This window comes from Bacillus testis, from assembly GCF_001243895.1.
In the GTDB taxonomy this organism is placed as follows: domain Bacteria; phylum Bacillota; class Bacilli; order Bacillales; family DSM-1321; genus Bacillus_AD; species Bacillus_AD testis.
This window is the reverse complement of sequence record NZ_LN851186.1, coordinates 3,292,634-3,317,267: the sequence shown is the minus strand read 5'-3', so window position 1 is coordinate 3,317,267 and position 24,634 is coordinate 3,292,634. Positions and strand designations below refer to the sequence as shown.

The window sequence follows — 24,634 nt, the reverse complement described above, 5'->3', positions numbered from 1 at the left end:
AGGAGAGTTTTATGGGAAAAACAGTTATTGGTAAACAAGCCAAACCGGATTATGGGGTAATACTTATATTGTTGGCTGGAGCATTTGTTGCTCTTCTGGCAAATACCCTGCTTAATATAGCACTGCCTTCTATTATGAAGGAATTTGATGTAACAGCGTCCACTGTCCAATGGGTGACGACTGGTTATATGCTGGTGAACGGCGTATTGATTCCGACGACGGCGTTTTTGATCCAGCGGTTTTCAACAAGACAGTTGTTCTTGACCGCCATGCTGTTGTTTACGGCTGGGACAGTCCTCGGCGGGTTTGCGCCTGCGTTCTCTGTTCTGTTGGCTGGGCGTATGATTCAGGCAGCGGGTGCTGCAATCATGATGCCGCTTTTGATGAATGTGATGCTAACAAGCTTCCCGATTGAAAAACGCGGAGCAGCAATGGGGATTTTCGGGCTTGTTATGATTTTTGCGCCGGCAATCGGGCCTACTTTATCCGGCTGGATCGTCGAAAACTATGATTGGCCGGTATTGTTCCATATTATTTCGCCTATTGCCTTCATTGTTTTAGTGCTTGCATTCTTTAAGCTGAAAGACAAAAAAGAGAAGGTTGCCATTAAGATTGATGTGTTATCCGTCATCTTATCTACCATCGGATTCGGAGGCATCCTGTACGGATTCAGTTCAGCGGGGAATAAAGGCTGGAGTTCTCCAGAAGTGTATATCACATTGATTGTTGGGGCAGTTGCCTTGGTTATCTATATTTTTAGACAGTTCCAACTGAAGCAGCCGATGCTTGATTTCCACGTCTATAAATATCCAATGTTCACATTAGCATCTGCCATTTCCGTTACATTGAATATGGCTATGTTCTCGGCTATGCTGCTGATGCCGATCTATTTACAGACATTAAGAGGCATTTCGCCGTTTCATTCCGGATTGCTCATGTTGCCGGGGGCCATCATCATGGGAATCATGTCGCCGATTACGGGAAAACTGTTCGATAAGTTCGGTGCCAAGATTCTGGCGTTGATTGGTTTAACGATCACGCTCGTCACAAACTATACGTTCAGCCAATTGTCGATGGATACGACTTATACGACACTGATCATCATGTATACAGTCCGTATGTTTGGGATGTCAATGGTCATGATGCCGATTATGACGAATGGGCTTAATCAGCTACCGATGCGCTATACACCGCACGGAACGGCGATGAACAGCACATTGAGCCAGGTATCGGGTGCCATCGGTTCCGCATTGCTTGTAACAATCATGCAAAACCGCACGAAATCACAAGCAGAAGAACTGGCAAAAGAAGCGATGAGCCATATGACTGCACAACCTACAAAGAGCGCCATGGCAGAAATGAAACAGCAAATCATGGCCAAGGCGACACTTGAAGGAATCAACTTCTCTTTCCTTGTGTCTACGGTCATTATCGTCTTGGCGCTTGTGCTGGCACTCTTCATCAAGCGAGCTCAACCGGCAAAAGAAGAAGTAAACACACAGGCTACTAAAAGCGAAAGCTTGTAAGCACAGCGATGCATTAGACAGCTGTGGATACTTTTAAGTTATCAAAGATAAAGGCTGTTCCAGAAAGTCCTATTGACTTTTGGAACAGCCTTTTTTAGTTTTGGCGGCCTGTAAGCGGGTCGAAAAATAAATCGGACATTCTCTGATTAATAATAAACAATAGGGGTATTATTCTAGTATCTATTCAAAAATGTAAGGAGATGGAATGAATGACTTTTCCACAAGAGAAAGTTGACAAAATTGAGAAAGTGTTAAAAGAACAGGGAGCTTTACAAACGTGCGAAGTTTGCCATAATCATTCGTTCAGGATTTTTGAAAAATATACCTACATTATTCTTCAGGATGAACAAGGGGTTGAGGAAGGGCAAAGGGAGTTTCCGGCGATCACCACCATGTGCGAAAATTGCGGGCACTTCAATTTCCATAATGTAAACGCCATTTTCCATCCAGATGAAGAGTAAAATCTATTCTAATTTTAAGAATCACCAAAAACCACTTATGGTCTCCAAGCTGGTTTTGGTGATTCTTTTTATAGTTCTACCTGGAGTTAGACTCCCACTTCAACAAATGCGTGAAGATGAAGAAGTGTAAGTGTTAGATAAGCTCCAGCAAGAATCTGATTGATTCAACGAATAGTTGGAGGGAGATGAATGAAAACCCCCACTAATTATTAATTTTAAATAGCTAAAGGTAGTTATTAACATATTTCTTCGGTTGTTGCGTCTGCGTCTGTGTTAGTGTGTCCAATTTCATTGCGGAATTTTTTTGCGGCTTTCACCATGTTTTGCAGTGATGCTATTGTTTCTTCTTCTTTTCTGGTTTTTAACCCGCAATCTGGATTAATCCAGATTTGTTCTTTTGGTAATAATTTTGAATACTCCGAAATCATATTTTCTATTTCTTCTACCGAAGGAACACGGGGACTATGAATATCATAGACGCCAAGCCCGATTCCTTTGTCATAGGCTTTCAGTTGTGCAGACTCAAGAAGTTCACCGTGGCTTCTTGAAGTTTCGATAGAAATGATATCGGCGTCAAGCTTACTAATGACTTCTAAGAAATGATTAAAATCACAATAACACATATGAGTGTGAATTTGTGTGGTCGCTTCAGCCGAAGATGTTGCTAATAAGAATGATTGTACCGTCCACTCTAAATACTCATGCCAATTTTCTTTTTTTAGAGGCAGCCCCTCGCGTAATGCTGGTTCATCTACTTGAATCATTTTAATATCATTTCTCTGGAGAATTTCAACTTCTTCTTTTAATGCAAGTGCGATTTGAAAGCACACTTCTTTACGAGTGAGATCATCGCGAACGAATGACCAGTTTAGGATAGTAGCTGGCCCGGTCAGCATGCCTTTCATTGGTTTACTTGTTAGGCTCTTGGCATATAAACTTTCTGTTAGAGTCATTGGTTCGCTGAATGCTACATCGCCATATATAATAGGCGGCTTCACACAACGCGATCCATAAGATTGAACCCAGCCATTTGAGCTAAAAGCAAAACCTGTTAGTTTTTCTCCAAAATATTCCACCATATCATTGCGTTCAAATTCGCCATGTACCAATACATCCAGCCCGATTTTTTCTTGGATAGAAATCCATCTGGCTATTTCAGATTCGATGAACTCTTTATATTGTTCGAAAGTCCACTCTCCACTTTTAAATTGGCGGCGAGCTTTGCGTACTTCAGCGGTTTGCGGGAAACTGCCAATTGTTGTAGTTGGATAGTCTGGAAGCTGCCAATATGCTTGTTGAATTTCTTTTCTTTCTTTGAAGCTTTGCTTGCGTCTAAAATCTTGGTTAGAAATATTTTTAACAGCTGAATGTACAATTGAATTATTGCGGGCAGCGGACATGTTTAGGTTATTTATGTCTTTCTCGCTTTTGGAAAAAGCATCGCTGCTGTTTTGATTCAGATCATACCTATTTTTTAGCATGTGGATTTCTTGTAGCTTTTCATCTGCAAAAGCAAGCGCGTTCTTCAATGTCTTATCTAATTTTGGTTCATTTTTGATGGTGATGGGAACATGCAGTAAACTACAAGATGGCTGTATCCACAGTCTTTCTGTGTTTACTTTTTCTAAGACGAGATCAATGATTTCTTTCTTCTTATTTAGGTCGGCTTTCCAAATGTTACGGCCATCTATAATTCCCAAGCCTAGTACTTTATCTTCTGGAAAGCCTAATTTTTGAATATACTGTAAATTTTGATTGCGATCATGGACAAAATCTAATCCGATTCCTTGTACGGGCAGGGATACAACTGTTTGGTATTCGGTTATTGAATCGAAATAAGTTTGAAGCATTATTTTTAGATTAGGAGCTGCTTCATGTAATTGTGCATAAATAGATTGAATGGTTTCGAATTCATCTTTTGAAAGGGATGTTACTAATATAGGTTCGTCAACTTGCACCCATTGCACACCTTCAGCTTGTAATTCCTTGAAAACCTGCTGGTATAACGGAATGAGCTGTGAAAGAAGACTTGGAATTTGTTTTTCCTCATATCCCTTTGAAAGCTTTAGAAATGTATATGGGCCGACAATAACGGGTTTTCCTTCAATCCCCAGTTTTTCTTTTGCTTTTCTATAAGCCTTTAAGGGCTTATTCTCAATTAACTGAAAGGTTGTTTCATTAAGTTCTGGAATAATGTAGTGGTAATTTGTATTGAACCACTTGGTCATTTCGGATGCAACGGCTGTGCTATTCCCTCTAGCCATTGAAAAATATTGCGCCAAAGGTATATCCTTATTAATACTGCCATATCGGTTTGGCACTAATCCAAACATTGCAGCAGTATCTAACATATGGTCATAATAGCTAAAGTCATTAACTGGTATGATATCTATTCCCAATGCAATCTGTTTTTTTAGATTAGATAACAGGACACGATCTGTTGCTTGTTCAAAGCTTTCTTCATTTATTTTTCCTGCCCAATATTGTTCAAGAGCCTTTTTCCATTCCCTATTTTCACCAATGCGTGGATAACCTAAATTACTAGTTTGCAAAGCATTCATCTCCCTGTAGTATAAATACATGAATATAAAAAAGGCATTTCTAACTTTGAACATAGAAAAAGTTAGAAATGCCCATATGTATATATAGGTTTCTTCATTCTAACACCCTCCTATCTTCCGTAGGTAAAAAACAGTGTTGCAGGATAGGCAGGTCTCCTGACTCAAGGATCATCATTAGGCACTATCTTCCCAATTGAAAAACAATCAGTGATCTACAAGTGCTAACTCCTCTAATACAGTGGCGGGACCGTGTTGGATTTTCACCAAACTTCCCTTTTAATTCTTGTATAAATTAAGAAACCTATCCCTATGGTCTGTATTTTTCTGATTATTTAGTAAATTATATGGAATCTTACCATTTTTATTTATAAACGTCAATAGAGGTAAGGGATAAACAGTCATATAGTCTATCCTGTTTCTGTCGCTGGCGCCATGAAAGAATTATGTCGGTTTTTGGGATGAATTATTCACAGAAGTCAGAAAATAATATCATAAATATGTACTATACTATTTTTAAAAGATAATTGTTTTTAAACCTCAATGGCTTCAAGGATCTTACTAGTTTAAAAGTGACCAAGTTTTTCGGAAATAGCCTAGTATAATAAGGAGGAAATTGTATGAGCTTGACATATCATACAGTAGTAGTGGCAGTAGACGGTTCTGAAGTGGCAGAAAAAGCATTTGAAAAAGCAATACATATTGCAGAAAATAATGGAGCCCGTTTGGTTATTGGCCATGTGGTAGACCCTGTTACATCGCCTGGCATGGAAGTGTATAAGGGTTCGATCATAGAATCGGCCAAGAAATATGGAGAGGGCCTGCTGGAAAAATACATGGCCAAAGCGAAGGCTGCCGGCCTCCCTGAGGTAGTGTGCGAATTGGAATTAGGCTCTCCAAAGTCCAAGATTACGAAAGTGATTGCCAAGAAACATCAGGCGGATTTAATTATATGTGGCGCCAACGGATTGAATGCTGTTGAACGGTTCGTCCTGGGAAGCGTCTCGCAATATATTGTACGCCACGCAGTATGTGACGTCTTGGTGGTCCGTTAAGAATATAATTTAGACGATCAAAAGATTGAACCCGGCAGGATTGCCGGGTTTTTATAATCAAAACAGAAATAGGTTTAGATAAAACGAGTTGATTTACGGGTGCTTTTTCAGCGAGCAAAGCAATTTGTGACTTTTCCTTGAATAGAAGAAAAAATTTTTAAAAAGAGGCTTTATATCGATATTCATTTTGAATAATTGGGTATAAAAGGAATGTAAATACATGGAAAAGGGGAAACGCTTATGAAAAGCAATCGTCCTGTTATCGGCATTACAAGTTCTGTTTTGGATATTGAAATCCTTGGCGAAACGAATCCTTGCGTGCAGGCCAACCACCAATTTGTCAAAGCGGTTTTGGATGCAGGGGGCATGCCCATCATTATTCCAGTGGGCAATAGAATAATGGCCCGGCAATGCATCGAACTTTGTGACGGATTGTTTTTAACGAGTGGAGAAGATGTTTTTCCGATGTTTTATGATGAAAAACCCACCCACTTAATAAAAATGATAAATGTGGGAAGAGATCATATGGAACGAATGTTGATTAAATATGCAATGAAAAAACGGATTCCGATTATCGGTGTGTGCCGCGGATTTGGCTCATTAAATACTGCGCTGGGTGGGTCTATGGTCCAGGATATCGAATCCGATGTACGTTATATTCAACACAATCAAATGATATCGAGAAAGGAACCGACCCACGATCTACATATCAAAGAAGGGACACTGCTTCATCGTTTAATGGGTATCTCGCATGCAAAGGTGAACAGCAAGCATCATCAGGCAGTGAAAAGAGTCGCCGACCCATGCCGGGTAGTTGCCACGGCTCCCGATGGAATAATCGAAGCGATTGAGGGGAAAGATCCCACCCATTTCATCCTTGGTCTGCAATTCCATCCAGAAGAACTCTATGAAAAGGATGATAGTATGAGACAATTGCTGAAAGGATATATTGAAGCGTGCCATCAGGCGAAGAGCAGCCAGTGTGAACAATTTGCATAAAAGAAAGGGCCTGTCGAAATAGATGACAGGTCCTTTCTTCTGCAATTGCTAATAGGAGCAACTGACATTGTCTATATTCCTGCTATCCAAGGCAATAAAGAAAGGGCGGTTTTGTACCGAATTCCATGTGAATCCTCCCACTGCGTTTTTCCCGATGGCAATTGGGAAGAACCAGAAATGGTTTCCGTTATTCAGCCATACATAGGTGTAGCGAAATAAACAAAACTGCAGCACATTGGTATCGACTAATGCCGTTGCCCCTCCTCCTCCTTGTTTTTGCGGTTTGGCCGGAATAAAGGCTGGAGGAGGGCCTTGGGGCGCTTGACTGCTTGCGGGTGGTCCCTGAACGCCTTGTCCTCCTCCTTGGAATGGAAAGCCGGGCGGAAAGGAAGTTCCAGGTCCAGTAGAAACATGAATGAATGGAGTAGGATTGCCCGGAATGATTACCGGAAAAGGAAACCCTGCAGCGGGGTTAGGCTGGGCGGGAGAAACAAAGACGGGATCGGGATATCTTTCACTGTACATAGACAGATAGGGGTGTCCGTATACAGCGTAATCACTTCTATTCATGGAATACATCTTTTTCTTCCTTTCAGGTTCTAATTCTGCGGGGAAAGAACCGTTTATTTTTGCATGTGAATATCGGTTAGCTGTCAAGCATCGATCTATACTATATGTTATTCAACCATGTATTGACCGCCACAGGAGGATTAGCCTGAAAAGAGATGCAGGAAAGCCAAGTTGCCCCATTCCTTTCTTTTGACTGTATTTCAACCATTGTCTAAACGATTTGTGAATTTCCTTTTCCATATGTTTATTTCATGTATACTGGACTTGCCTAGAAATTCAAGCTCTATAATCTGATTCCTGCCTATAGCCTGCTTAATCATCATGCGAAGGAGATGTGACAGATGGATACTAGACAATGCACCTATTGCAAAAAAAAATGTAACTGCAGCCAATTGACCCCTATGCAAGAAAAGAGAAGCTCAGATGTTCATTATTATTGCGAGCGTTGCTTAGCCATCGTCAAGAAATCAATGGGCCACCAAGCGTATAGCCATTTATTCGCATGGGGCAAAAAAGGGGACACTGCCGTTTCTCCCTTTATATACCGCAAAATGAACGATTAGATCTATACACAGATGGTCGTTAAAATGCGTCTGTTAAAGAGGGGCCNGAGCCATTTAGGGGTTACCAGCTAATTCATTGATGAGGAGGAGATATCATGAATCCAGTCATTGGTCTGGATGTCGCAAAAGGAGAAAGTCAGGTTCAAGCATTCTTGGAGAAAAAGAAACCATACAAAAAGAGCTTTAAAGTCGCACATACACTGGATGGATTACAGGAATTACACGCCTTTATCAAAGAAGTGGAAGAACAATCAGGTTCACAGCCACCCATTGTTTTGGAATCTACGGGACATTATCACCTGCCTGTCGTTCAGTATTTTGAAAAAAGAGGATACCTGTTAATCGTTGTGAATCCACTCATTTCTTACAAAGCGAAAAGTTCGAGTTTACGCAAAGTCAAAACAGACATAATTGATGCTCACCATCTCTGCGAGCTGTATTACAAAGAGGATTTAGAGCCCTATAAAAAGCGTGGCATTCAGCTTTTGAACTTGCGTAATCTGACGAGACAGCACGAGAATTTGACGGGTATGTTTGTCCAAGCTAAGCTACAATTTCAATCTGTGCTGGATCAAGTATTTCCTGAGTATGTAGGTGTGTTCGGAGAATTGTACTCGGATGTCTCTTTACGTACTTTATCAACCTTTCCAACCTCTAAAAAAGTGTTGGAAGCTGGTGAAGAGACCCTTACCGTGAAGATTCATGAACTGTGCAAGAGCCGATCTCAGAAATGGGCCAGTAATCAAGCGAATAAGCTCATACAAGCAGCTAATCGAAATCCGTTTCAGCAGACCCTGTATCATAGCCATCTGATTAGTTTAGAGATGCTTATTAACATTCTTCTTGAATATAAAAAGCATCTATCCGTACTTGAAGAAGAGATAGATGCCTTAGCAAAAAATATAGAAGAATATAAGATTATCCAATCCATTCCTGGTATCGGCGAAAAAATCGCGGCCACGATTATTTCCGAGATTGGAGAAATAGATCGGTTTAATCACCCTAAAAAGTTAGTAGCCTTTGCGGGAATTGACCCCAGTGTATTCGAGTCTGGTACCTTCAAGGGTACCAAGAATCACATCACGAAAAGGGGTTCCAGCAGGCTACGGCATGCCTTATTCACAGCTGTCCGTTGCGCCATTCGAGATGCCCGTAAAACTAGAACGACCAAAGAACTCATCCCTCGAAATAAGAGATTACGTGAGTTTTACGACAAAAAGCGAGACGAGGGAAAACCTTATCGAGTAGCCATTATTGCCTGTGCTAATAAGCTTTTACATTGGATTTACGCTCTTTTGAAAACCAAAACAACCTTCCAAGATGTTGCTTAAAATAAATTTTCACATATCTTCAAGGAACTTCCATCTTGTTGGAGGAAGTTTATTTGTCATGCCTTATTTTCAGTATAGCATGCTTACATTATATTTTTGAGTGAAATGATTGACAAACTATTAGCTGGTTTAGTTTAAGTACAATACTTCACAATACTTAGGTTTTCATTTGCGAGAACTAAATATTAATATGCCTAAAGATAGTCCTATTGCAATAGAAAAAGAAGTTAATACTTCAAAATTAGATTTAAGGAGCTTATTACTAACTAAACCAATAAGAAAAAAGATTAAAAAATTCTTTAAAAACTGATTAATGTATTTTTTCACACAATAAAACCCCTTTTTTTGTCCTTTGTAACTCTCTCTATATTTATCGATACTAACAATAATGAAAATGAAACAATAAATATATAAATAGTAATTTTCACCAAGAATTTCTCCATTTCTATCCCTTGTATTATTTTACCACGAAAGTTAGAAGCTTTCTTTCACTAAACTGCCACGTTAGCCGCATAAGAAAAAACTATCTAAATGACAGCTCTGATTTTCTGCTATGTAACTTTAGGTTAATTGAAAAAGACTGCTTATTAGCAGTCAGTTATGTTTACATTTAAAAAGACCACATCTCATCTTCTGAAATCCATTTTTTATTAATTAAGTCATATGATTTATATTCATCGTGAAAAGAGAAATAGGATGGTAATCCAGATTCTTGACCGTTGTTTGCTGTTATCCAACAATCCTCAAACCAGTCTTTTATTACTTCCTGTTCTTTAGGAACAATCGTTTCTGCATTTTCCTCATAAAATGTAGAAAAAAGATTCATTTGATTATCTGATATCTGATAATATTTAATATTATCAATTATATTCATACTACCAGAAAATAAATTAGAATCATTACCTTCATAAAAAACTTCATTAGCTTCTTTATCCATCGAGAACATAACGATTGATAAGGTATAGTGTGTCGGATCAACAAAAGTTGAAAAATCTAACAGTTCTACTTCAGAATAAAAAGTTAGGTTATCTATTTCCTTTAATTTATCAATTAGATTTTTAGAATTCAATTCAAGGACATCCTCTATATCTTGTAGATAGGCATCAATCGTAAACATATTTTTCTCCTTATAATCGTCTGTTTTAGTTTCTTCTAAACTTTCTTCTTTAATGTTACTATTTGATTCTTGACAACCACTCAACAATAGTAAAAAAAGAAAAAGGTATAGCATCTTTCTCATTCATCCAACCCCATACTCTAAGTATTTTTACCTTTTAACTCAATAGTATCAATTTAAAAGTGTGCCATTTAAGTTAATTGTATTTATTTTCTAATTATTATATCACTAACTCTTCAACTGTTCATCTTCCACTAACCTGCCACGTTAGTTGAGTAAGACAAGATAAAACAACAATCGTTACGAACCAGTATCATAACAAAAAAGACCGAACATATTTTATATGTATAATATGTTCGGTCTTTTTATTTACATAGGTTTGAGAGTTGTCACCCTTAGATAATTTACAAGCGGCCTTTTTGTTGTGTATAAGCATATTGCTTATGGGATCCTTCACAGACAGAAGTAATTCCATGATGGGTGCAGTTATTTTGCTGTCAGATATTTGGTGGAAGATTTTTTTGAAATTGATATGGTGTTCCGCCTGCATATAAGGAGCTTGATGCAGGAAGGGAAGAAATGGTACGTCCTATTTTCGGCTGTAAGGGAGCGGGTTAATAGAAAAATACAAAAAGGATAGAAAAAGCCATTTAATCGCTTTTTCTATCCTTTTTGCTATATGAAGATATTATTGAATCGGTCCGCCAATCTCTTTGATTTCAAATGATACATGATCGAATTTTAAGAAGTTGTCGCGGAATTTACCGGCAAGTTCTTTTGCTTTTTTCAGGTAAGCAGAGTGGTCACTCCATGTTTTATGCGGCTGCAGCACTTCATCCGGCACACCGGGTACATGCAAAGGAATATCCAGGCCAAAAATACTGTCTTTCACTGTTTCAATGTTATTCAGATCGCCTTCAAAAGCGGCATGGATCATCGCCCGGGTATAAGCCAGTTTCATCCGGCTGCCCACGCCATACTCTCCGCCTGTCCATCCGGTGTTGACCAAAAATACATTTGCATTATGCTCGTCAATTTTTTGTCCGAGCATTTCTGCATAGACAGTTGCCGGCAACGGAAGGAATGGCGATCCAAAACAAGTTGAAAAAGTTGCCTCCGGTGATGTGACGCCCCTCTCCGTACCGGCTAATTTAGAAGTATAGCCGCTAAGGAAATGATACATTGCCTGCTCTTTGGAAAGTTTAGAGATAGGAGGCAATACGCCAAAGGCATCAGCGGTTAAAAATATAATGGTATTCGGATGGCCGGCGATGCTTGGATTGACAATATTATCAATGGCATCAATCGGATAGGCGGCACGCGTGTTTTCTGTCAAAGATTTATCGCTGTAATCGGCAACTCTTGTTTCAGCATCCAGAACGACGTTTTCCAGAACGGCACCGAACCGGATGGCATCGAATATTTGCGGTTCTTTGTCTCGTGAAAGATCGATGCATTTTGCGTAGCAACCGCCTTCAATATTAAATACACCATTAGAAGACCAGCCATGTTCATCATCGCCGATCAATTTGCGGTTGGGATCGGCAGAAAGGGTTGTCTTCCCAGTGCCGCTCAGCCCGAAGAACAAGGCGACATCGCCTTCTTTCCCGACATTGGCTGAACAGTGCATTGGAAGGATATCTTGTTCAGGCAGTAGATAGTTCATGACGGAAAAGATTGATTTTTTCATTTCCCCCGCATATTCGGTACCACCAATCAATACCGTTTTATATTCAAATGAAATAATGATGAACGTTTCTGACTTTGTTCCATCAACAGCAGGATCCGCCTTGAAATTCGGAGCTGAAATGACGGTGAACTGGGCATCATGCTCAGCTAGTTCATCCTTATCGGGACGGATGAACAATTGATGGACAAATAGGTTATGCCATGCATATTCATTCACGATTTGGATCGGCAGGCGGGTCTTTTTGTCGGCACCGGCAAATCCTTTGAAGACAAATATTTCATCTTTTTCCTTCAGATGTTGAATGACTTTATGGTAAAGCTTCAAGAATGCATCCTGGGAAATGGGTTCGTTGACAGAGCCCCATGCAATTTTGTCTTTAGATAATTCTTCTTCCACGATATATTTGTCTTTCGGGGAACGCCCCGTATATTTCCCTGTTTCAGCTTTGACAGCACCTGTGGATGAAAGGACTCCTTCATTACGGTGCAGCACTTTTTCCACCAATTGGGGAACAGATAGTTGTACGCTTACATTATTGCCGTTTACTAATTCATGTAGCTCATTTGAAACCTCGACCGTATTCATATATGAGATACCTTCCTTTATTATAATGTGATTTTTCCATATATTGTTTAACATGTAAAATAGTATAACACATATAATTCAATAATCCATACTAATGTGAAATAAATGAAGAGAAATAATCAAAAAGCATAATTAATTACCGGGTTCCTACTTAATGAAAGGATACTCGATCTTTACAAGGAAATTATGAATTAATTTTCTTTATTTTTCAACTATTAATCTAGATATAGTTGAATGTAGAGGTAAAACGAGGCAGCCGAACCACTATCCCATTTTTTCATATACAACGGCACCCCAGAAAAAAGGAAGCAAACGCTTGATCATAGTGCTTTGCTTTTGGTATCTCTTCCAAGGGATGTTTTGCTACAATAAAAAACATCCTTTTGACGGCTGTAAAAGGACTAGATTGCTATAGGGCAATAGTAACGGCCAAAAATAGAACGAAAAGCAAGCCAGAGTTTTCGGACAGCCTTCCATTTTTAGGGCGGGGGGGTTAAAATGTTGACAATCATAGTGTTTATGTTATCATTTATTACTGAACGGATTCTCTTATCCCGAGCTGGTGGAGGGACAGGCCCTTTGAAGCCCAGCAACCTGCTGTCATTGCAGCATTATCTTGTTTATCATGCAGCGCATGGTCAAAGATTCTGCGACAGCGAAGGTGCTAACCTGATGCAAGGCATTGGTCCTTGAACGATAAGAGCGAAAGGCTAGACGTACAATAACAAGTACCCTTTCCTCACATCAAGGAGAGGTTTTTTTTATGGTTTTAATTCCTCTCATTAACCAATTTTATTCCTTTGTATAGGGAAATGAATTCCGTCGACAAAACAGGGGAAGCTGAATACAATACTATTCATAGTAGCCTCTACTATTATTGAGGAGGGTAATTTGATGTCAAAAAAACGTAGACTTTTTACTTCAGAGTCCGTTACGGAAGGTCATCCGGATAAAATTTGTGACCAAATCTCTGATTCCATATTGGATGCAATCTTAGATAAAGATCCTAATGCCCGTGTCGCTTGTGAAACAAGTGTCAATACCGGACTTGTACTGGTTGCGGGTGAAATCACTACATCGACTTATGTCGACATTCCGAAAATCGTACGCGGCACAATCAAAGACATTGGCTATACACGTGCAAAATTCGGTTTCGACTCAGAAACATGTGCAGTTCTGACTTCAATCGATGAGCAGTCTCCTGATATTGCTGCAGGGGTGGACCGTGCTCTTGAAGCAAGAGAAGGGAATATGACGGAGGAAGAGATTGATGCGATCGGTGCAGGGGACCAGGGCCTTATGTTTGGATTCGCCTGCAATGAAACGAGTGAGCTTATGCCGCTTCCGATTTCATTGGCCCACAAGCTTGCACGCCGTTTAACAGAAGTGCGCAAGAATAACACGCTTGATTATTTACGCCCGGACGGCAAAACCCAAGTAACGGTTGAATATGATGAGAATGACAAGCCTGTCCGCATTGACACAATTGTTATTTCAACTCAACATAACCCGGAAGTGACTTTGGAGCAAATCCAAAGAGACCTTAAAGAACATGTTATTAATGCGGTCGTGCCTTCTGAGTTGATCGATCAGAATACAAAATACTTTATCAATCCGACTGGACGATTCGTAATTGGAGGGCCTCAGGGGGATGCTGGGCTTACTGGCCGCAAGATCATTGTCGACACATATGGCGGTTATGCCCGCCACGGCGGCGGTGCGTTTTCCGGTAAGGATCCAACCAAAGTGGACCGTTCTGCTGCGTATGCTGCCCGCTATGTTGCCAAAAACATTGTTGCAGCTGGTTTAGCTGACAAAGTGGAAGTCCAATTGGCCTATGCCATCGGTGTAGCAGAGCCCGTATCAATCGCAATCGATACATTCGGAAGCGGAAAAGTAGACGAAGAAGTACTGGTGGATGTGGTTCGCAAACACTTCGATCTTCGACCTGCCGGCATTATCAAGATGCTTGACCTGCGCCGCCCTATCTATAAAGGGACAGCGGCTTACGGACATTTCGGACGCAATGACCTTGATCTTCCTTGGGAGCGTACGGATAAAGCGGAAGCGTTGAAGCAAGATGCATTGAATGCCTAATGCCCAAAAACACAGAAAAGCGCCATCTAAACAGATGGCGTTTTTTTTACGCCTAAAAAAAAGTTAAAATTTTATTGACAATGATAATCATTATCAATAAAATAATTTACTATATCAGTATAGTAAATTGGAGGCTGATCCGTATATGTTTTTTTGATCATACATAAATGTGCCCTCGTCATAACCATTTTGTCGGGGGCCTTTCTGTGCCGAAAGGGCAAGGTGTGGAAAAAAGGCCATTTTGCCATTGGGTTGGCGGCCGTTTTAGCTCTTTTGTTATATATGTTCACCGCCTATCCGGTGCCAACTGGCTATATAGGATATGCTCTACTGCTCTCACTTGCTTTGGGGATTGGATGGGGAGCCAGAGGCAAACCGTATTTACATATCATACTGGCCATTGTGGCGCTCGTTTGGCTAGTTTTAATCCACATTTTATAAAGAGGTGAATAGAATCGTGAAAAAAATAATACTATGCAGCCTTGGCTGGATTTCCTTTGCGCTTGGTTTGGTCGGCGTTGTTCTTCCAGTCTTGCCGACTACCCCTTTTATCCTTTTGACCGCTTGTTTATTTGCCAAAAGTTCTAAAACATGCGAAGCCTGGATTAAGAGAAGAAAAGTGTACCGAAAGTATGTGCTGGAATACAAACAAAATAAGGGATTGACGCCGAGACAGAAGGCAGAGATCTTAGGAATGGCGACAACCCTTCTTTTGGTAAGTGGCATTCTCATCGCCCATATTCATTTACGTGTGTTTCTGGCCGTCCTTGCTATTTGCAAATGGATTGTTGTATGGCGGTTCATCCCCACAGTTTCAAAGAAAGAGGTTTTACAATGATTCAGAAAGAAATGATGGTTTATGCAAAGCGATATTCTTTACGCAAAATCCTTGTATGGATTACATTCCTTCAGGCGATCAACTTAATTTTGAATATTACGATTGCCTTTGTAATCGCCGATGTTATATCTGATTTGTTCGAAGGCTCGCCGGTTTCAATCGGATGGAATACATTGGGTGCATGTATGCTGGTTCTAGTGTTGAAAGGGATTTGCCACTACTATTCTACGAAATGGACGCATTATACATCCCACGAATTAAAATCGCGGCTAAGGAGAGAGTTGTTAGAGAAGTTATTTTCGTTGTCTCCGCAGGAAATTGCAGGATTGCAAATAAGTAAAATCAGCCAGCTTAGCGTGGAAGGCATTGAGAATATTGATGTCTATTACAGCCGCTATCTGCCCCAGCTGTTTTACAGCCTAATAGCTCCTGTTTTATTGTTTATGGCATTGGCAGCCATCGATTGGAAAATTGCATTATTCCTTCTTTTCGCAATGTGCATGATTCCTGTCGCTATAGTCGCCTCTGTCAAAGTAGGAAAAAAAATCTTCCGGACTTATTGGAATAAATATTTGGATGTAGGCAAGAAATTTGTTGAAGGAATTGAAGGCATTTCTGTTTTAAAGGCGTTTGACAGCGACGAAGAATACCAGAATATCATGCGAAAAGAATCGGAATCATTTCGGGTCATGACCATGAAAGTGCTTCGCATGCAGCTCCAATCGATCACCGTCATGGATTTGGTCTCCTATCTAGGGACAGCAATTGGAATTGTCATGGCGGCAGTTGCGTTCAACAATGGCCGTATTACATTGGCAGGCTTTATCTGTTTTGCTTTATTGACAGTGGAATTTTTTGTCCCGATGCGGCTTCTGGGTTCCTATTTCCATGTTGGTTTAAACGGGGTGAGTTCTTTAAAACGCCTAACGGATATTCTAAGCCTAAAGAGTGCTGGTAAAACATCTCCCCTTTTGCCTGCAGGCGGAGATATCCGTTTTGACCATGTGTCATTGATCTATAGTGAGGAAGAAAATCGGAAGGCTGTCCAAGATATTTCCTTCGTGATCAAGAAAGGGGAATTAACCGGAATCGTCGGAATGTCAGGATCAGGGAAAACGACAGTTAGCCGGTTGATGGAAGGGTTCTTGCTTCCGACAGAGGGGACCGTCACAATTGGGCAGGATAACTTGGCCATGCTAAATCTTGAATTGGTCCATGCCTATATCGGAAGTGTATCAGCCCATACCCACCTATTTGAGGGAACTGTTTTCTCCAATCTGAAGGTAGGATCTAACAAATTGACAGAAGATAAAGCGGTTGAAGTGTTGGAAAAGGTCAAACTGCACGAATTATCCAAAGATATCCATGCGGTTGTCCGCAGCGGCGGTGCAAACCTGTCGAGCGGCCAAAGACAGAAGCTTGCCATTGCAAGGCTGTTGCTGAAGGATCCGGATGTCTATTTGTTTGATGAAGCAACAGCTAATATCGATCAGCAGAGTGAAAAGGATATTTTCAGCTTGATAGATAAATTGCGTGCATCTGGTAAAACGGTCATCGTCATTACTCATTATCTGAAGAATGTGAAGGAGGCCGATCAGATTCTTGTCTTTAAAAAAGGGCATCTGGTGGAGAGTGGAAGACATGATTCACTCATGAAAATCGATGGAGAATATGCACGCCTCAAACATGCCCAGGATACGCTGAAGGTGGAAATGCTATGAGAGATATAAATCGACTTTTGACATTGTTAAGACCATTACTGCCCCATATGGCGCTAACCGTCCTTCTTGGGACGCTTGGCTATTTATCCATAACAGGGATATCCGTCGTAGGAGGAATGGCAGTGATTCAAGGAGCGGAAGCAGGCCATTACGGCTCCATGAGGTTCTTGCTCGAAATTATTATAGTAAGCGGTATTGCGCGTGCTGTTTTTCGGCTTAGCGAACAATACTGCACGCATTATATCGCTTTTCGGCTGCTTGCTATTATACGCGACCGCATTTTTACGGTGATCCGGTCTTTAGGCCCTCAACAACTGAAGGATTTCCGTAAAGGGGAATTCATGAATATTGTGACCAAAGACGTGGAAATGCTGGAGGTATTCTATGCCCATACAGTTGCTCCTGTCTGTATCGGCCTATTGACGACAGTCGTTTATGTCAGTGCATTTTCATTTCTCCATCCTTTATATGGAGCCGCTGCACTGGCTTCCTATGTGTTTATTTCCTATTTAGTGCCGATGGCTGTGTATCGATATGGAAGGGAGGCAGCGGAAACATACAGGTCCCGATATGGCCAGGTCAGTGATTTTTTAATGGATTCTTTAAAGGGCATTAAGGAACTAGTTGTTTTTGGCCAAAAGAAAAAGACCATTGAGAGGATTGAACAGTTCAGCGCACAGTTGAATGATACCTCCAAACGATTGAAAGAGCATGAAGGCCTGTTAAAAGCATTGACCGATTGCACTCTGTATGTGGCTGTATTCAGTAACATTGCCATTTCTCTATTGTTGGTGAATCGACAATCCATTTCGGCGGCAGAGGCATTATTGTCGATCTTATTGCTGTTTTCGTCTTTTGGGCCAAGTCTCGCTCTATCCCATTTAAGCGCCAGTCTGGTGCACACATTTGCGAGTGCGAAACGTGTGCTGACGTTAATGGATCTGGAAATAGCCGAAAAACCGGAAGGCTCTGAACCTATCGGTGCTATCGATACAATTGAGTGTGCAGGTCTTTCTTTTGGATATCGTGGAAAAGAACTGCTTTATGAGGACATCCATATGAAATGGGAGAGAGGAAGAATAATCGGAATAAAAGGGAAGAATGGAACTGGAAAATCAACATTGATATCACTGATGCTAAGAGAGATGCCTGCACTATCAGGAGAAATCCTTTTCAATGGCCGCCCGGCAAGCGTCTATTCTGCTGAAAGTTTAAGGGAACAATTTAGTACAGTCGATGCCAGCACGTTTGTATTTTCGGATACTCTACGCAGGAATTTGACGATGTTCAAGCAACACTATACAGATCAAGAAATAATGGCTGCATGTTCCAAAGCGGGCTTGACCAGTTTCGTGGAATCTATGCCCGAGGGCCTTGACTCCTATGTGCAAGAGTATGCAGCCAATATTTCTAGCGGCCAGCTGCAACGGATAGCAATGGCAAGACTGTTTCTTAGAAACACCCCTGTTTATATATTAGACGAGCCGACAAGTAATCTGGATTCGTTGAATGAACGGTATATCCTGCAAAAAATCAAAGAAAACAGCAACGGTAAAATTGTTGTGATCATTAGTCATAATGATGCTGTTTTGAAGATGGCTGATCGTGTGTATCAGATCCAAAATAGACGGGTTAATTCTATATAATATCCAAAACAGGAACAAAGTCATAGTACTTGTTCCTGTTTTTTACTTTTTATTCTGCTTGCAGCGATTTGTAATATTGCGCTTTTTCTGCGTATTCCCGGCTGATCCGGAGCATATCCGCGATATCCTCTTCGTTCAGATCACGGATTACTTTTGCGGGACGTCCGAACGCCAGCGTATTCGGCGGGATGACTTTGCCTTGGGGCACCAGGCTTCCAGCTCCGATGAAGGCGCCTTCACCGATGACTGCTCCATCTAGGATGATGCTGCCCATGCCGACAAGGGCTCCTTTTTTAACCGTACAGCTATGTAAAATGACGCTGTGGCCGATTGTGACGTCGTCTTCTAGAATTAATGGATTCTTTGGGCTTTGGTGAAGGACCGAATGATCTTGGACATTCACTCGCTTGCCAATGACAGTTGGTGCTACATCGCCGCGGATGACAGTATTGAACCAGATGCTTGATTGTTCGCCGATTGTCACATCGCCTGTGACAACGGAATGGTCTGCCAGAAAAACACTCTTATCGATAGTGGGTTTTTTATGGTGATAGGGATACACTAACATAACAAAAACATCTCCTTTTGTTAAAATGTCCTTTTTTTAGTATTCTTATATTAGTTTATAAGTAAGATTTCAATCTGTACAATATCTTTAATTAAATGAACCGATGTTTTAAAATAAGAATAAACATTAAACTGCCCATGCATGATTATGAACCGGGCTGACCAGACGGTCTTTTATGTTCTGGAATATCAGCTGCATGCAAAGGGGCAGATGATGGAGAAATGGCCTCACTAATGATTGGAAACCGTATTGGAAGATCTCGAGATTAGTCTCCATCCTTTCTATAGGAATTTATCCGTACCAATGGGTGCCAAACAGTGGTGAGCCAAGATGGCGTTCTGCTGAATAAGGAGGTTTGTTGCAACATGTATAAATGGGAAGCCGAGGGCGATGCAAAAGCGGTTATTGTGATAGTACATGGAGCTATGGAGCATCAAGGCCGTTATAAATGGCTGGTTGAGATGTGGCGTTCTGCCGGCTACCATGTCATCATGGGGGATCTACCGGGCCAAGGGTTGACGACTCGGGCAAGAAGAGGGCATATTAATTCCTTCGATGAATATCTGATTGAAGTAAAAGATTGGATACAGGAAGCATATGAGTACCATTTGCCGATTTTCCTGTTGGGGCACAGTATGGGCGGTTTGATTGCAATCCGTCTGATACAGGAAGCTGAAGTAAATATAGCAGGTTTAATCCTGTCTTCTCCTTGTCTTGGACTGGCTACATATCCGCCAAAAGCCATGCAGGCGGCTTCTGCCATATTGAATTTTGCCTATCCTAAATTCAAGGCTACTACAGGGATTACAATCGATATGATTACCAGGGACCCGGAAGTAAGGGAATCCGGCCTCAATGACTCATTATATATTACAAAGGTATCCGTACGGTGGTATCATGAATTATTGACGGCTGTGAAGGAAGCTTTTGAAAATATCCCTGATTTGGGGGATCTCCCTATTTTGCTGATGCAGGCCGGGGATGACAAGATTGTCGATAAAGCGGCAGTGAGAGAATGGTTCAATTTTATTATGGTTAACGAAAAGTTATTCAAAGAATGGCAGGGCTTGTACCACGAATTATTCAGTGAGCCAGAAAAAGAAGACGTCTTTTATTACGCAGAGTCTTTTGTCAAGAATCGGCTCCGTAATTTGGGTTACGTTGTGCAATAGAGGGGGAACTTTGGTTGGCGATTCCTACTACACCGCTAGCATTGATGAACAGAGTGTATAAAGATATATTTCCGATGGTTCAGAAAGAACTGCACTATTGGAAAAACCAAGCGATGCAGATTCCAGATCCGGAATTAAGAAAACAAGCGATCGACAGTATCGAGAATAAAGAGTTTCACTGCGAGGGCGGTTCGATCCTTGCATTACTGGCCGAGGAAAGGCGGACGGAGGCCATTTCCTTCATCGTGGCTTATCAGACTATCAGCGATTATTTGGATAACCTATGTGACCGAAGCACTTCTCTTGATGATACTGATTTCCGGGCGTTGCATGAATCGATGCTGCATTCTTTGCAAAAGCAATCGCCAAAAGTAAATTATTATCGATTCCGTGATGAGCAGGATGACGGCGGCTACCTGTTTAATCTGGTGAAGACGTGCCAAACACTGATGAACCATCTTGTACATTACGATACAATTCAACCTTATCTAAACGAGTTGTGTTCGTATTATTGCGATCTGCAGGTACATAAACATGTCCGGAAGGAAGAGCGGGTTCAAAGGCTGCAAACGTGGTTTGACCAATACAAAGAGAATCTCCCGAAGATGTCCTGGTTTGAATTTTCGGCATGTTCCGGTTCAACCTTGGGGATTTTTAGCTTGATTTCATATGCCTTGCGAGAGGATTTCCAGGATGATTACGCAAAAGAAATCCGCAATGGGTATTTTCCATACATACAAGGGTTGCATATCCTCTTGGATTATTTCATTGACCAACAGGAAGATCTGGAGGGAGGAGACCTTAATTTCTGTTTCTATTATCAGGATAATGATGAATTGTATCAGCGGATGTCCCACTTTGTCACGAAGGCAGAGGAACATTTGGATAAAATTCCAAACCGTGATTTCCATAAGCTAGTGTATAGGGGGCTGCTGGGACTATATTTGTCGGACACTAAGGTTGATTATGAACCTGAAACGAAAGCATTGGCGAAAAAAATGGTCAAACTTGGGGGTTCACAGGCGAAATTCTTTTATATGAATGCTAAGCTGTACCGTAAAGTGAAAAAAATCCTCCCTGGAAAATATGCTCTTGTTACGGGCAAGTAAAAAGAAGCATCCTGTAGACGGATGCTTCTTTTTATAAGCTAGGGAGCAGCAGTCAGATATCCTTTTTCCGGATTGGATTCTCCTTCGGCTGGCGGGGCCAAATAAAGTAGGAAAGTGAATAGGCAAGGTCGGCCACGGTTACAATCGACCAGACTTTCATAAGGGAAAGAAGTGCTTCTGTCCTTGAGGGGTCATCGATCAACCAAATGACAAGCAACAAAAGCGAACAGCCGATAAGATAGGATAAAACATGCTTCAATGAATCTTTCATTGAACTGCGGGCGTGCTCATAGCCGTATTTTGGGGCCGGAAGAGATCCTTGGCGGAGAATATAATAACGGAATCGTACATCTCCCCAGGCAATCATGCTTTTCCCGTAAACAAGAGATACACCGATGTAGATGGCGGCTATCCCATGGGTCATGTCTGCTGTGGCTCCCCTATATAAATCGAAGCTTGCAGCCGCAAGCAGTATAAAATCTATGACGGGTGTCAAGGCGAGCAAAAAGAAGCCCAGCTTTTCTTTGTGAAAAATATAACGGACTATGAATCCGGCCAGGATTAACACCCAAAAACCTATTTCGCACGCAATGATTAATATACCGACGGCCCCGATAATGATCACTCCTATTGGATAAAAATGGATAATGTTATTGTAACACGCCGAGTTATCCAATACAATTGTATTATATAAAGTGAAACTTTAATCGGCGGAGGTTTTCATTCATTCCCCATCAATTAGTAGTTGAATCAATCGGATGCTTACTGGCGCTTCTGTCATTGACGAGGGGATGTGGATTAAGAGTATGCCAAAAATAGTCGACCATGAAAAAAGAAAAGAAATAATCGCTCAAGCTATGTGGAGAGTGATCAGCGAGAAAGGGATGGAAGGGGCATCAGTCCGCAATATCGCTAAGGAAGCTGGACTTTCACTGGGTTCGCTGCAACATTACTTTTCCACGCAAAACGATCTTGTACTCTATGCGCTTGAGCTGGTAAAGCAGCGTATCACTCAACGAGTAGAAACGATTTTGAAGGAAAACCTGGATCCTAAGCAGATGTTTATAGAGATTCTTATGCAACTGATGCCGACAGACCGGGAAACATTGATGGAAACACAGGTCTGGTTTGAATTCATTGTATACGGACGCCATAAAGGAGAGGCTTTCCAGATTCAGCAGGATGGTTTGCTCGAAAGTCTCAAGATGATGTTTGAATCATTAGAAGCCAAGGGATTATTGAAAGAAGGGTTGGATCTTCCTTTGGAAATAGAAAAAATGTATGCTTTAATCGATGGCTTGGCTCTTCATGCCATGCTAGAACCTGGGCGCCTCTCGCCATCTCTGCTGAAGAGCATGATTGAAAATGCTGCTTCGCCATTATTTCCTGATTAGAAAAAAAGGAGCTTCTGTAGCCCTATTATGAAGGACAGGAAGCTCCTTTTTTCTGCGGGTAAATTCCGCTTTTTAACTTATCTTTTCTCGATCGCAATGATAAAGGGCGGTGAATTGACCTGGTTCATAAAACCATAATGCAAAACATGGGCCTTATCCTGAGGCAATGCTTTTACATATGACAATAATTCATCCCGTTCCACGGCTCCTTCTGGGTGGCCATGGTAGACGACCAGAACAATAATCCCGCCGCTAGCCATGCAATCCAAAAGATGTTCGATTGCTGCAATAGTGGAATGGCCTTTAGTGACCACATGCTTATCCCCTCCAGGGAGATAACCAAGATTGAAAATGGCGCCCGCAATCGAGCCGGCACAATCAGCCGGCAGACACGATTTCAACTCGTCATGGCTTTTATGGAAAAGGGTAACCCGTTCTTGCACGCCGTTTTCCTGAAGTCTTTTCCTTGTATTTTCAATCGCTTGCTCTTGGATATCGAACGCAAATACGTGGCCGCTTTCCCCGACCAAGGAGGCAAGGAACAAGGTGTCATGCCCGTTGCCTGCTGTCGCATCCACGGCTAGATCGCCGGGGGAGACAGCTTTCTCCAATAGGATCCGCGCATAAGGCAAAATACGGTCAAGCTTCACTTGGAATCCCCCCAGCAGGAACATAATACTTTCCTTGCCAGCTGTTCCGGCGTTTCAGTTCATCGTCAATCGCATTTAAGACTTCCCATTTATTCACGCTCCACATTGGCCCAATCATTAAGTCGATCGGCCCATCGCCGGTAATACGGTGAATAATCATTTCAGGAGGAAGAATTTCCAACTGATCGACGACAAGTGAAATGTACTTCTCAAACGAAAGAAATTCCAGCAATCCTTTTTCATATTGCTTAACCATTGGTGTTCCTTTCAGTAAATGCAATAAGTGGATCTTGATTCCCTGGACATCCAGCTTGGCCACTTCTTTTGCTGTCTCAAGCATCATCTCAGGCGTTTCAAGCGGTAGGCCATTGATAATATGGGAGCAAATACGGATATTGTGCTTGCGGAGCTTTTCTACGCCATCTTTATAGGTTTGGTAATCATGGGCGCGGTTAATTATGCGGGCCGTTTTTTCATGTACGGTCTGCAGGCCGAGTTCTACCCAAAGGTAGGTGCGTTCGTTCAGCTCTGCCAGGTATTCAACCACATCATCAGGCAGGCAGTCGGGCCGTGTTGCAATGGATAGGCCGACTACGCCTTCCTGCTGGAGCGCAGGCTCGAACTTTTGGCGAAGGACTTCCACAGGGGCATGCGTGTTGGTGTAGGCTTGAAAATAGGCCATATATTTGCCTTCATGCCATTTTTTATGCATCTTGCCCTTTATATCTTCAAATTGTTTTTCGATACTTTCGGCGCGGTTGCCGGCAAAGTCCCCAGACCCCGCGGCGCTGCAGAACGTACAGCCGCCATGGGCCACGGTACCATCCCGGTTCGGGCAGTCAAAGCCGCCATCCAAGGCGATTTTGAATACTTTATGGCCGAATATATTTCGTAAGTGATAGTTCCACGTATGATACCGTTTATCGTCTTTTGCATATGGGAACGGGTTTGTCTGATTCATATCAGTTAACCTCCTTATATAGA

22 protein-coding genes and 2 riboswitches are annotated in these 24,634 nt (G+C 41.6%); of the genes, 14 read left to right on the top strand and 8 right to left on the bottom strand.

Annotated elements, in window-relative coordinates; translation table 11 throughout:
* The first annotated feature begins 11 nt into the window (after positions 1-11).
* Entirely contained in the window at positions 12-1,526 is a 1,515-nt protein-coding gene (locus BN1765_RS16355) for a DHA2 family efflux MFS transporter permease subunit (protein WP_050616143.1), read from the top strand.
* Positions 1,527-1,735: 209 nt separating this feature from the next.
* Complete coding sequence (locus BN1765_RS16350; protein WP_050616142.1) at positions 1,736-1,987, top strand: hypothetical protein; 252 nt, start codon at positions 1,736-1,738, stop codon at positions 1,985-1,987.
* A 236-nt stretch (positions 1,988-2,223) separates the two neighbouring features.
* Here BN1765_RS16350 and metE read toward each other — a convergent pair whose 3' ends face one another.
* A complete protein-coding gene (gene metE / locus BN1765_RS16345) occupies positions 2,224-4,548 on the bottom strand; it encodes a 5-methyltetrahydropteroyltriglutamate--homocysteine S-methyltransferase (RefSeq protein ID WP_187119461.1) in 2,325 nt (774 codons plus the stop codon).
* A gap of 129 nt (positions 4,549-4,677) precedes the next feature.
* Positions 4,678-4,868: riboswitch (cobalamin riboswitch) on the bottom strand.
* A 297-nt stretch (positions 4,869-5,165) separates the two neighbouring features.
* On the opposite strand from metE, the gene BN1765_RS16340 reads away from it, so the two are divergent.
* Together BN1765_RS16340 and BN1765_RS16335 are read left to right on the top strand one after the other, a co-directional pair.
* Positions 5,166-5,600: a universal stress protein gene (locus BN1765_RS16340; protein ID WP_050616140.1), complete on the top strand. Its 435-nt coding sequence runs from the start codon at positions 5,166-5,168 to the stop codon at positions 5,598-5,600.
* A 240-nt stretch (positions 5,601-5,840) separates the two neighbouring features.
* Positions 5,841-6,599 carry a gamma-glutamyl-gamma-aminobutyrate hydrolase family protein gene (locus tag BN1765_RS16335; RefSeq protein WP_050616139.1) on the top strand — a complete coding sequence of 253 codons (759 nt, stop codon included), beginning with the start codon at positions 5,841-5,843 and terminating at the stop codon, positions 6,597-6,599.
* 48 nt (positions 6,600-6,647) lie between these two features.
* On the opposite strand, the gene BN1765_RS16330 is transcribed toward BN1765_RS16335, so the two are convergent.
* The gene (locus BN1765_RS16330) at positions 6,648-7,169 is read right to left on the bottom strand and encodes a hypothetical protein (RefSeq protein ID WP_147554219.1); all 522 of its coding nucleotides are present in this window, start codon (positions 7,167-7,169) and stop codon (positions 6,648-6,650) included.
* A gap of 341 nt (positions 7,170-7,510) precedes the next feature.
* Here BN1765_RS16330 and BN1765_RS16325 point away from each other — a divergent pair, with 341 nt between their 5' ends.
* Complete coding sequence (locus BN1765_RS16325; RefSeq protein ID WP_050616137.1) at positions 7,511-7,732, top strand: hypothetical protein; 222 nt, start codon at positions 7,511-7,513, stop codon at positions 7,730-7,732.
* 95 nt (positions 7,733-7,827) lie between these two features.
* The gene (locus BN1765_RS16320; protein WP_050613344.1) at positions 7,828-9,063 is read left to right on the top strand and encodes an IS110 family RNA-guided transposase; all 1,236 of its coding nucleotides are present in this window, start codon (positions 7,828-7,830) and stop codon (positions 9,061-9,063) included.
* A gap of 610 nt (positions 9,064-9,673) precedes the next feature.
* Here BN1765_RS16320 and BN1765_RS16315 read toward each other — a convergent pair.
* Both BN1765_RS16315 and pckA read right to left on the bottom strand, forming a co-directional pair.
* On the bottom strand, positions 9,674-10,303 hold the full coding sequence (locus tag BN1765_RS16315; RefSeq protein WP_050613279.1) for a lipoprotein: 630 nt from the start codon (positions 10,301-10,303) through the stop codon (positions 9,674-9,676).
* Positions 10,304-10,868: 565 nt separating this feature from the next.
* Entirely contained in the window at positions 10,869-12,455 is a 1,587-nt protein-coding gene (gene pckA / locus BN1765_RS16310; RefSeq protein ID WP_050616136.1) for a phosphoenolpyruvate carboxykinase (ATP), read from the bottom strand.
* A gap of 546 nt (positions 12,456-13,001) precedes the next feature.
* Positions 13,002-13,158, top strand: a riboswitch (SAM riboswitch).
* 191 nt (positions 13,159-13,349) lie between these two features.
* Here pckA and metK point away from each other — a divergent pair.
* The 5 genes from metK to BN1765_RS16280 all read left to right on the top strand — a co-directional run bounded on the left by metK (position 13,350) and on the right by BN1765_RS16280 (position 18,757).
* Positions 13,350-14,552, top strand: a complete 1,203-nt coding sequence (gene metK, locus BN1765_RS16300) for a methionine adenosyltransferase (RefSeq protein WP_050616134.1) — start codon at positions 13,350-13,352, stop codon at positions 14,550-14,552.
* A 222-nt stretch (positions 14,553-14,774) separates the two neighbouring features.
* Positions 14,775-14,993: a hypothetical protein gene (locus BN1765_RS16295; RefSeq protein WP_147554218.1), complete on the top strand. Its 219-nt coding sequence runs from the start codon at positions 14,775-14,777 to the stop codon at positions 14,991-14,993.
* A gap of 16 nt (positions 14,994-15,009) precedes the next feature.
* Positions 15,010-15,390 carry a YbaN family protein gene (locus tag BN1765_RS16290; protein WP_050616132.1) on the top strand — a complete coding sequence of 127 codons (381 nt, stop codon included), beginning with the start codon at positions 15,010-15,012 and terminating at the stop codon, positions 15,388-15,390.
* Positions 15,387-17,111 (top strand): ABC transporter ATP-binding protein/permease, encoded by a 1,725-nt coding sequence (locus BN1765_RS16285; RefSeq protein WP_050616131.1) that lies wholly within the window; start codon positions 15,387-15,389, stop codon positions 17,109-17,111. Before BN1765_RS16290 ends, BN1765_RS16285 begins: the two co-directional genes overlap by 4 nt.
* Entirely contained in the window at positions 17,108-18,757 is a 1,650-nt protein-coding gene (locus tag BN1765_RS16280) for an amino acid ABC transporter ATP-binding/permease protein (protein WP_050616130.1), read from the top strand. Before BN1765_RS16285 ends, BN1765_RS16280 begins: the two co-directional genes overlap by 4 nt.
* Before the next feature lie 49 nt (positions 18,758-18,806).
* Here BN1765_RS16280 and BN1765_RS16275 read toward each other — a convergent pair whose 3' ends face one another.
* On the bottom strand, positions 18,807-19,325 hold the full coding sequence (locus BN1765_RS16275; RefSeq protein ID WP_050616129.1) for a gamma carbonic anhydrase: 519 nt from the start codon (positions 19,323-19,325) through the stop codon (positions 18,807-18,809).
* Between the two features lie 365 nt (positions 19,326-19,690).
* Here BN1765_RS16275 and BN1765_RS16270 point away from each other — a divergent pair, with 365 nt between their 5' ends.
* Both BN1765_RS16270 and BN1765_RS16265 read left to right on the top strand, forming a co-directional pair.
* The gene (locus BN1765_RS16270) at positions 19,691-20,497 is read left to right on the top strand and encodes an alpha/beta hydrolase (RefSeq protein ID WP_050616128.1); all 807 of its coding nucleotides are present in this window, start codon (positions 19,691-19,693) and stop codon (positions 20,495-20,497) included.
* Positions 20,498-20,511: 14 nt separating this feature from the next.
* A complete protein-coding gene (locus tag BN1765_RS16265; RefSeq protein WP_050616127.1) occupies positions 20,512-21,606 on the top strand; it encodes a tetraprenyl-beta-curcumene synthase family protein in 1,095 nt (364 codons plus the stop codon).
* A 52-nt stretch (positions 21,607-21,658) separates the two neighbouring features.
* On the opposite strand, the gene BN1765_RS16260 is transcribed toward BN1765_RS16265, so the two are convergent.
* Positions 21,659-22,222 (bottom strand): hypothetical protein, encoded by a 564-nt coding sequence (locus BN1765_RS16260; RefSeq protein WP_050616816.1) that lies wholly within the window; start codon positions 22,220-22,222, stop codon positions 21,659-21,661.
* Positions 22,223-22,412: 190 nt separating this feature from the next.
* Between BN1765_RS16260 and BN1765_RS16255 the strand changes: the two genes are divergently transcribed.
* Positions 22,413-23,000: a TetR/AcrR family transcriptional regulator gene (locus BN1765_RS16255; RefSeq protein ID WP_050616126.1), complete on the top strand. Its 588-nt coding sequence runs from the start codon at positions 22,413-22,415 to the stop codon at positions 22,998-23,000.
* 77 nt (positions 23,001-23,077) lie between these two features.
* Here BN1765_RS16255 and BN1765_RS16250 read toward each other — a convergent pair whose 3' ends face one another.
* Together BN1765_RS16250 and BN1765_RS16245 are read right to left on the bottom strand one after the other, a co-directional pair.
* Positions 23,078-23,650 (bottom strand): tRNA 5-(aminomethyl)-2-thiouridylate-methyltransferase MnmM, encoded by a 573-nt coding sequence (locus BN1765_RS16250; protein WP_050616125.1) that lies wholly within the window; start codon positions 23,648-23,650, stop codon positions 23,078-23,080.
* The gene (locus tag BN1765_RS16245) at positions 23,640-24,611 is read right to left on the bottom strand and encodes a tRNA modification radical SAM protein MnmL/YtqA (protein WP_050616124.1); all 972 of its coding nucleotides are present in this window, start codon (positions 24,609-24,611) and stop codon (positions 23,640-23,642) included. Before BN1765_RS16245 ends, BN1765_RS16250 begins: the two co-directional genes overlap by 11 nt.
* Positions 24,612-24,634 lie beyond the last annotated feature (23 nt).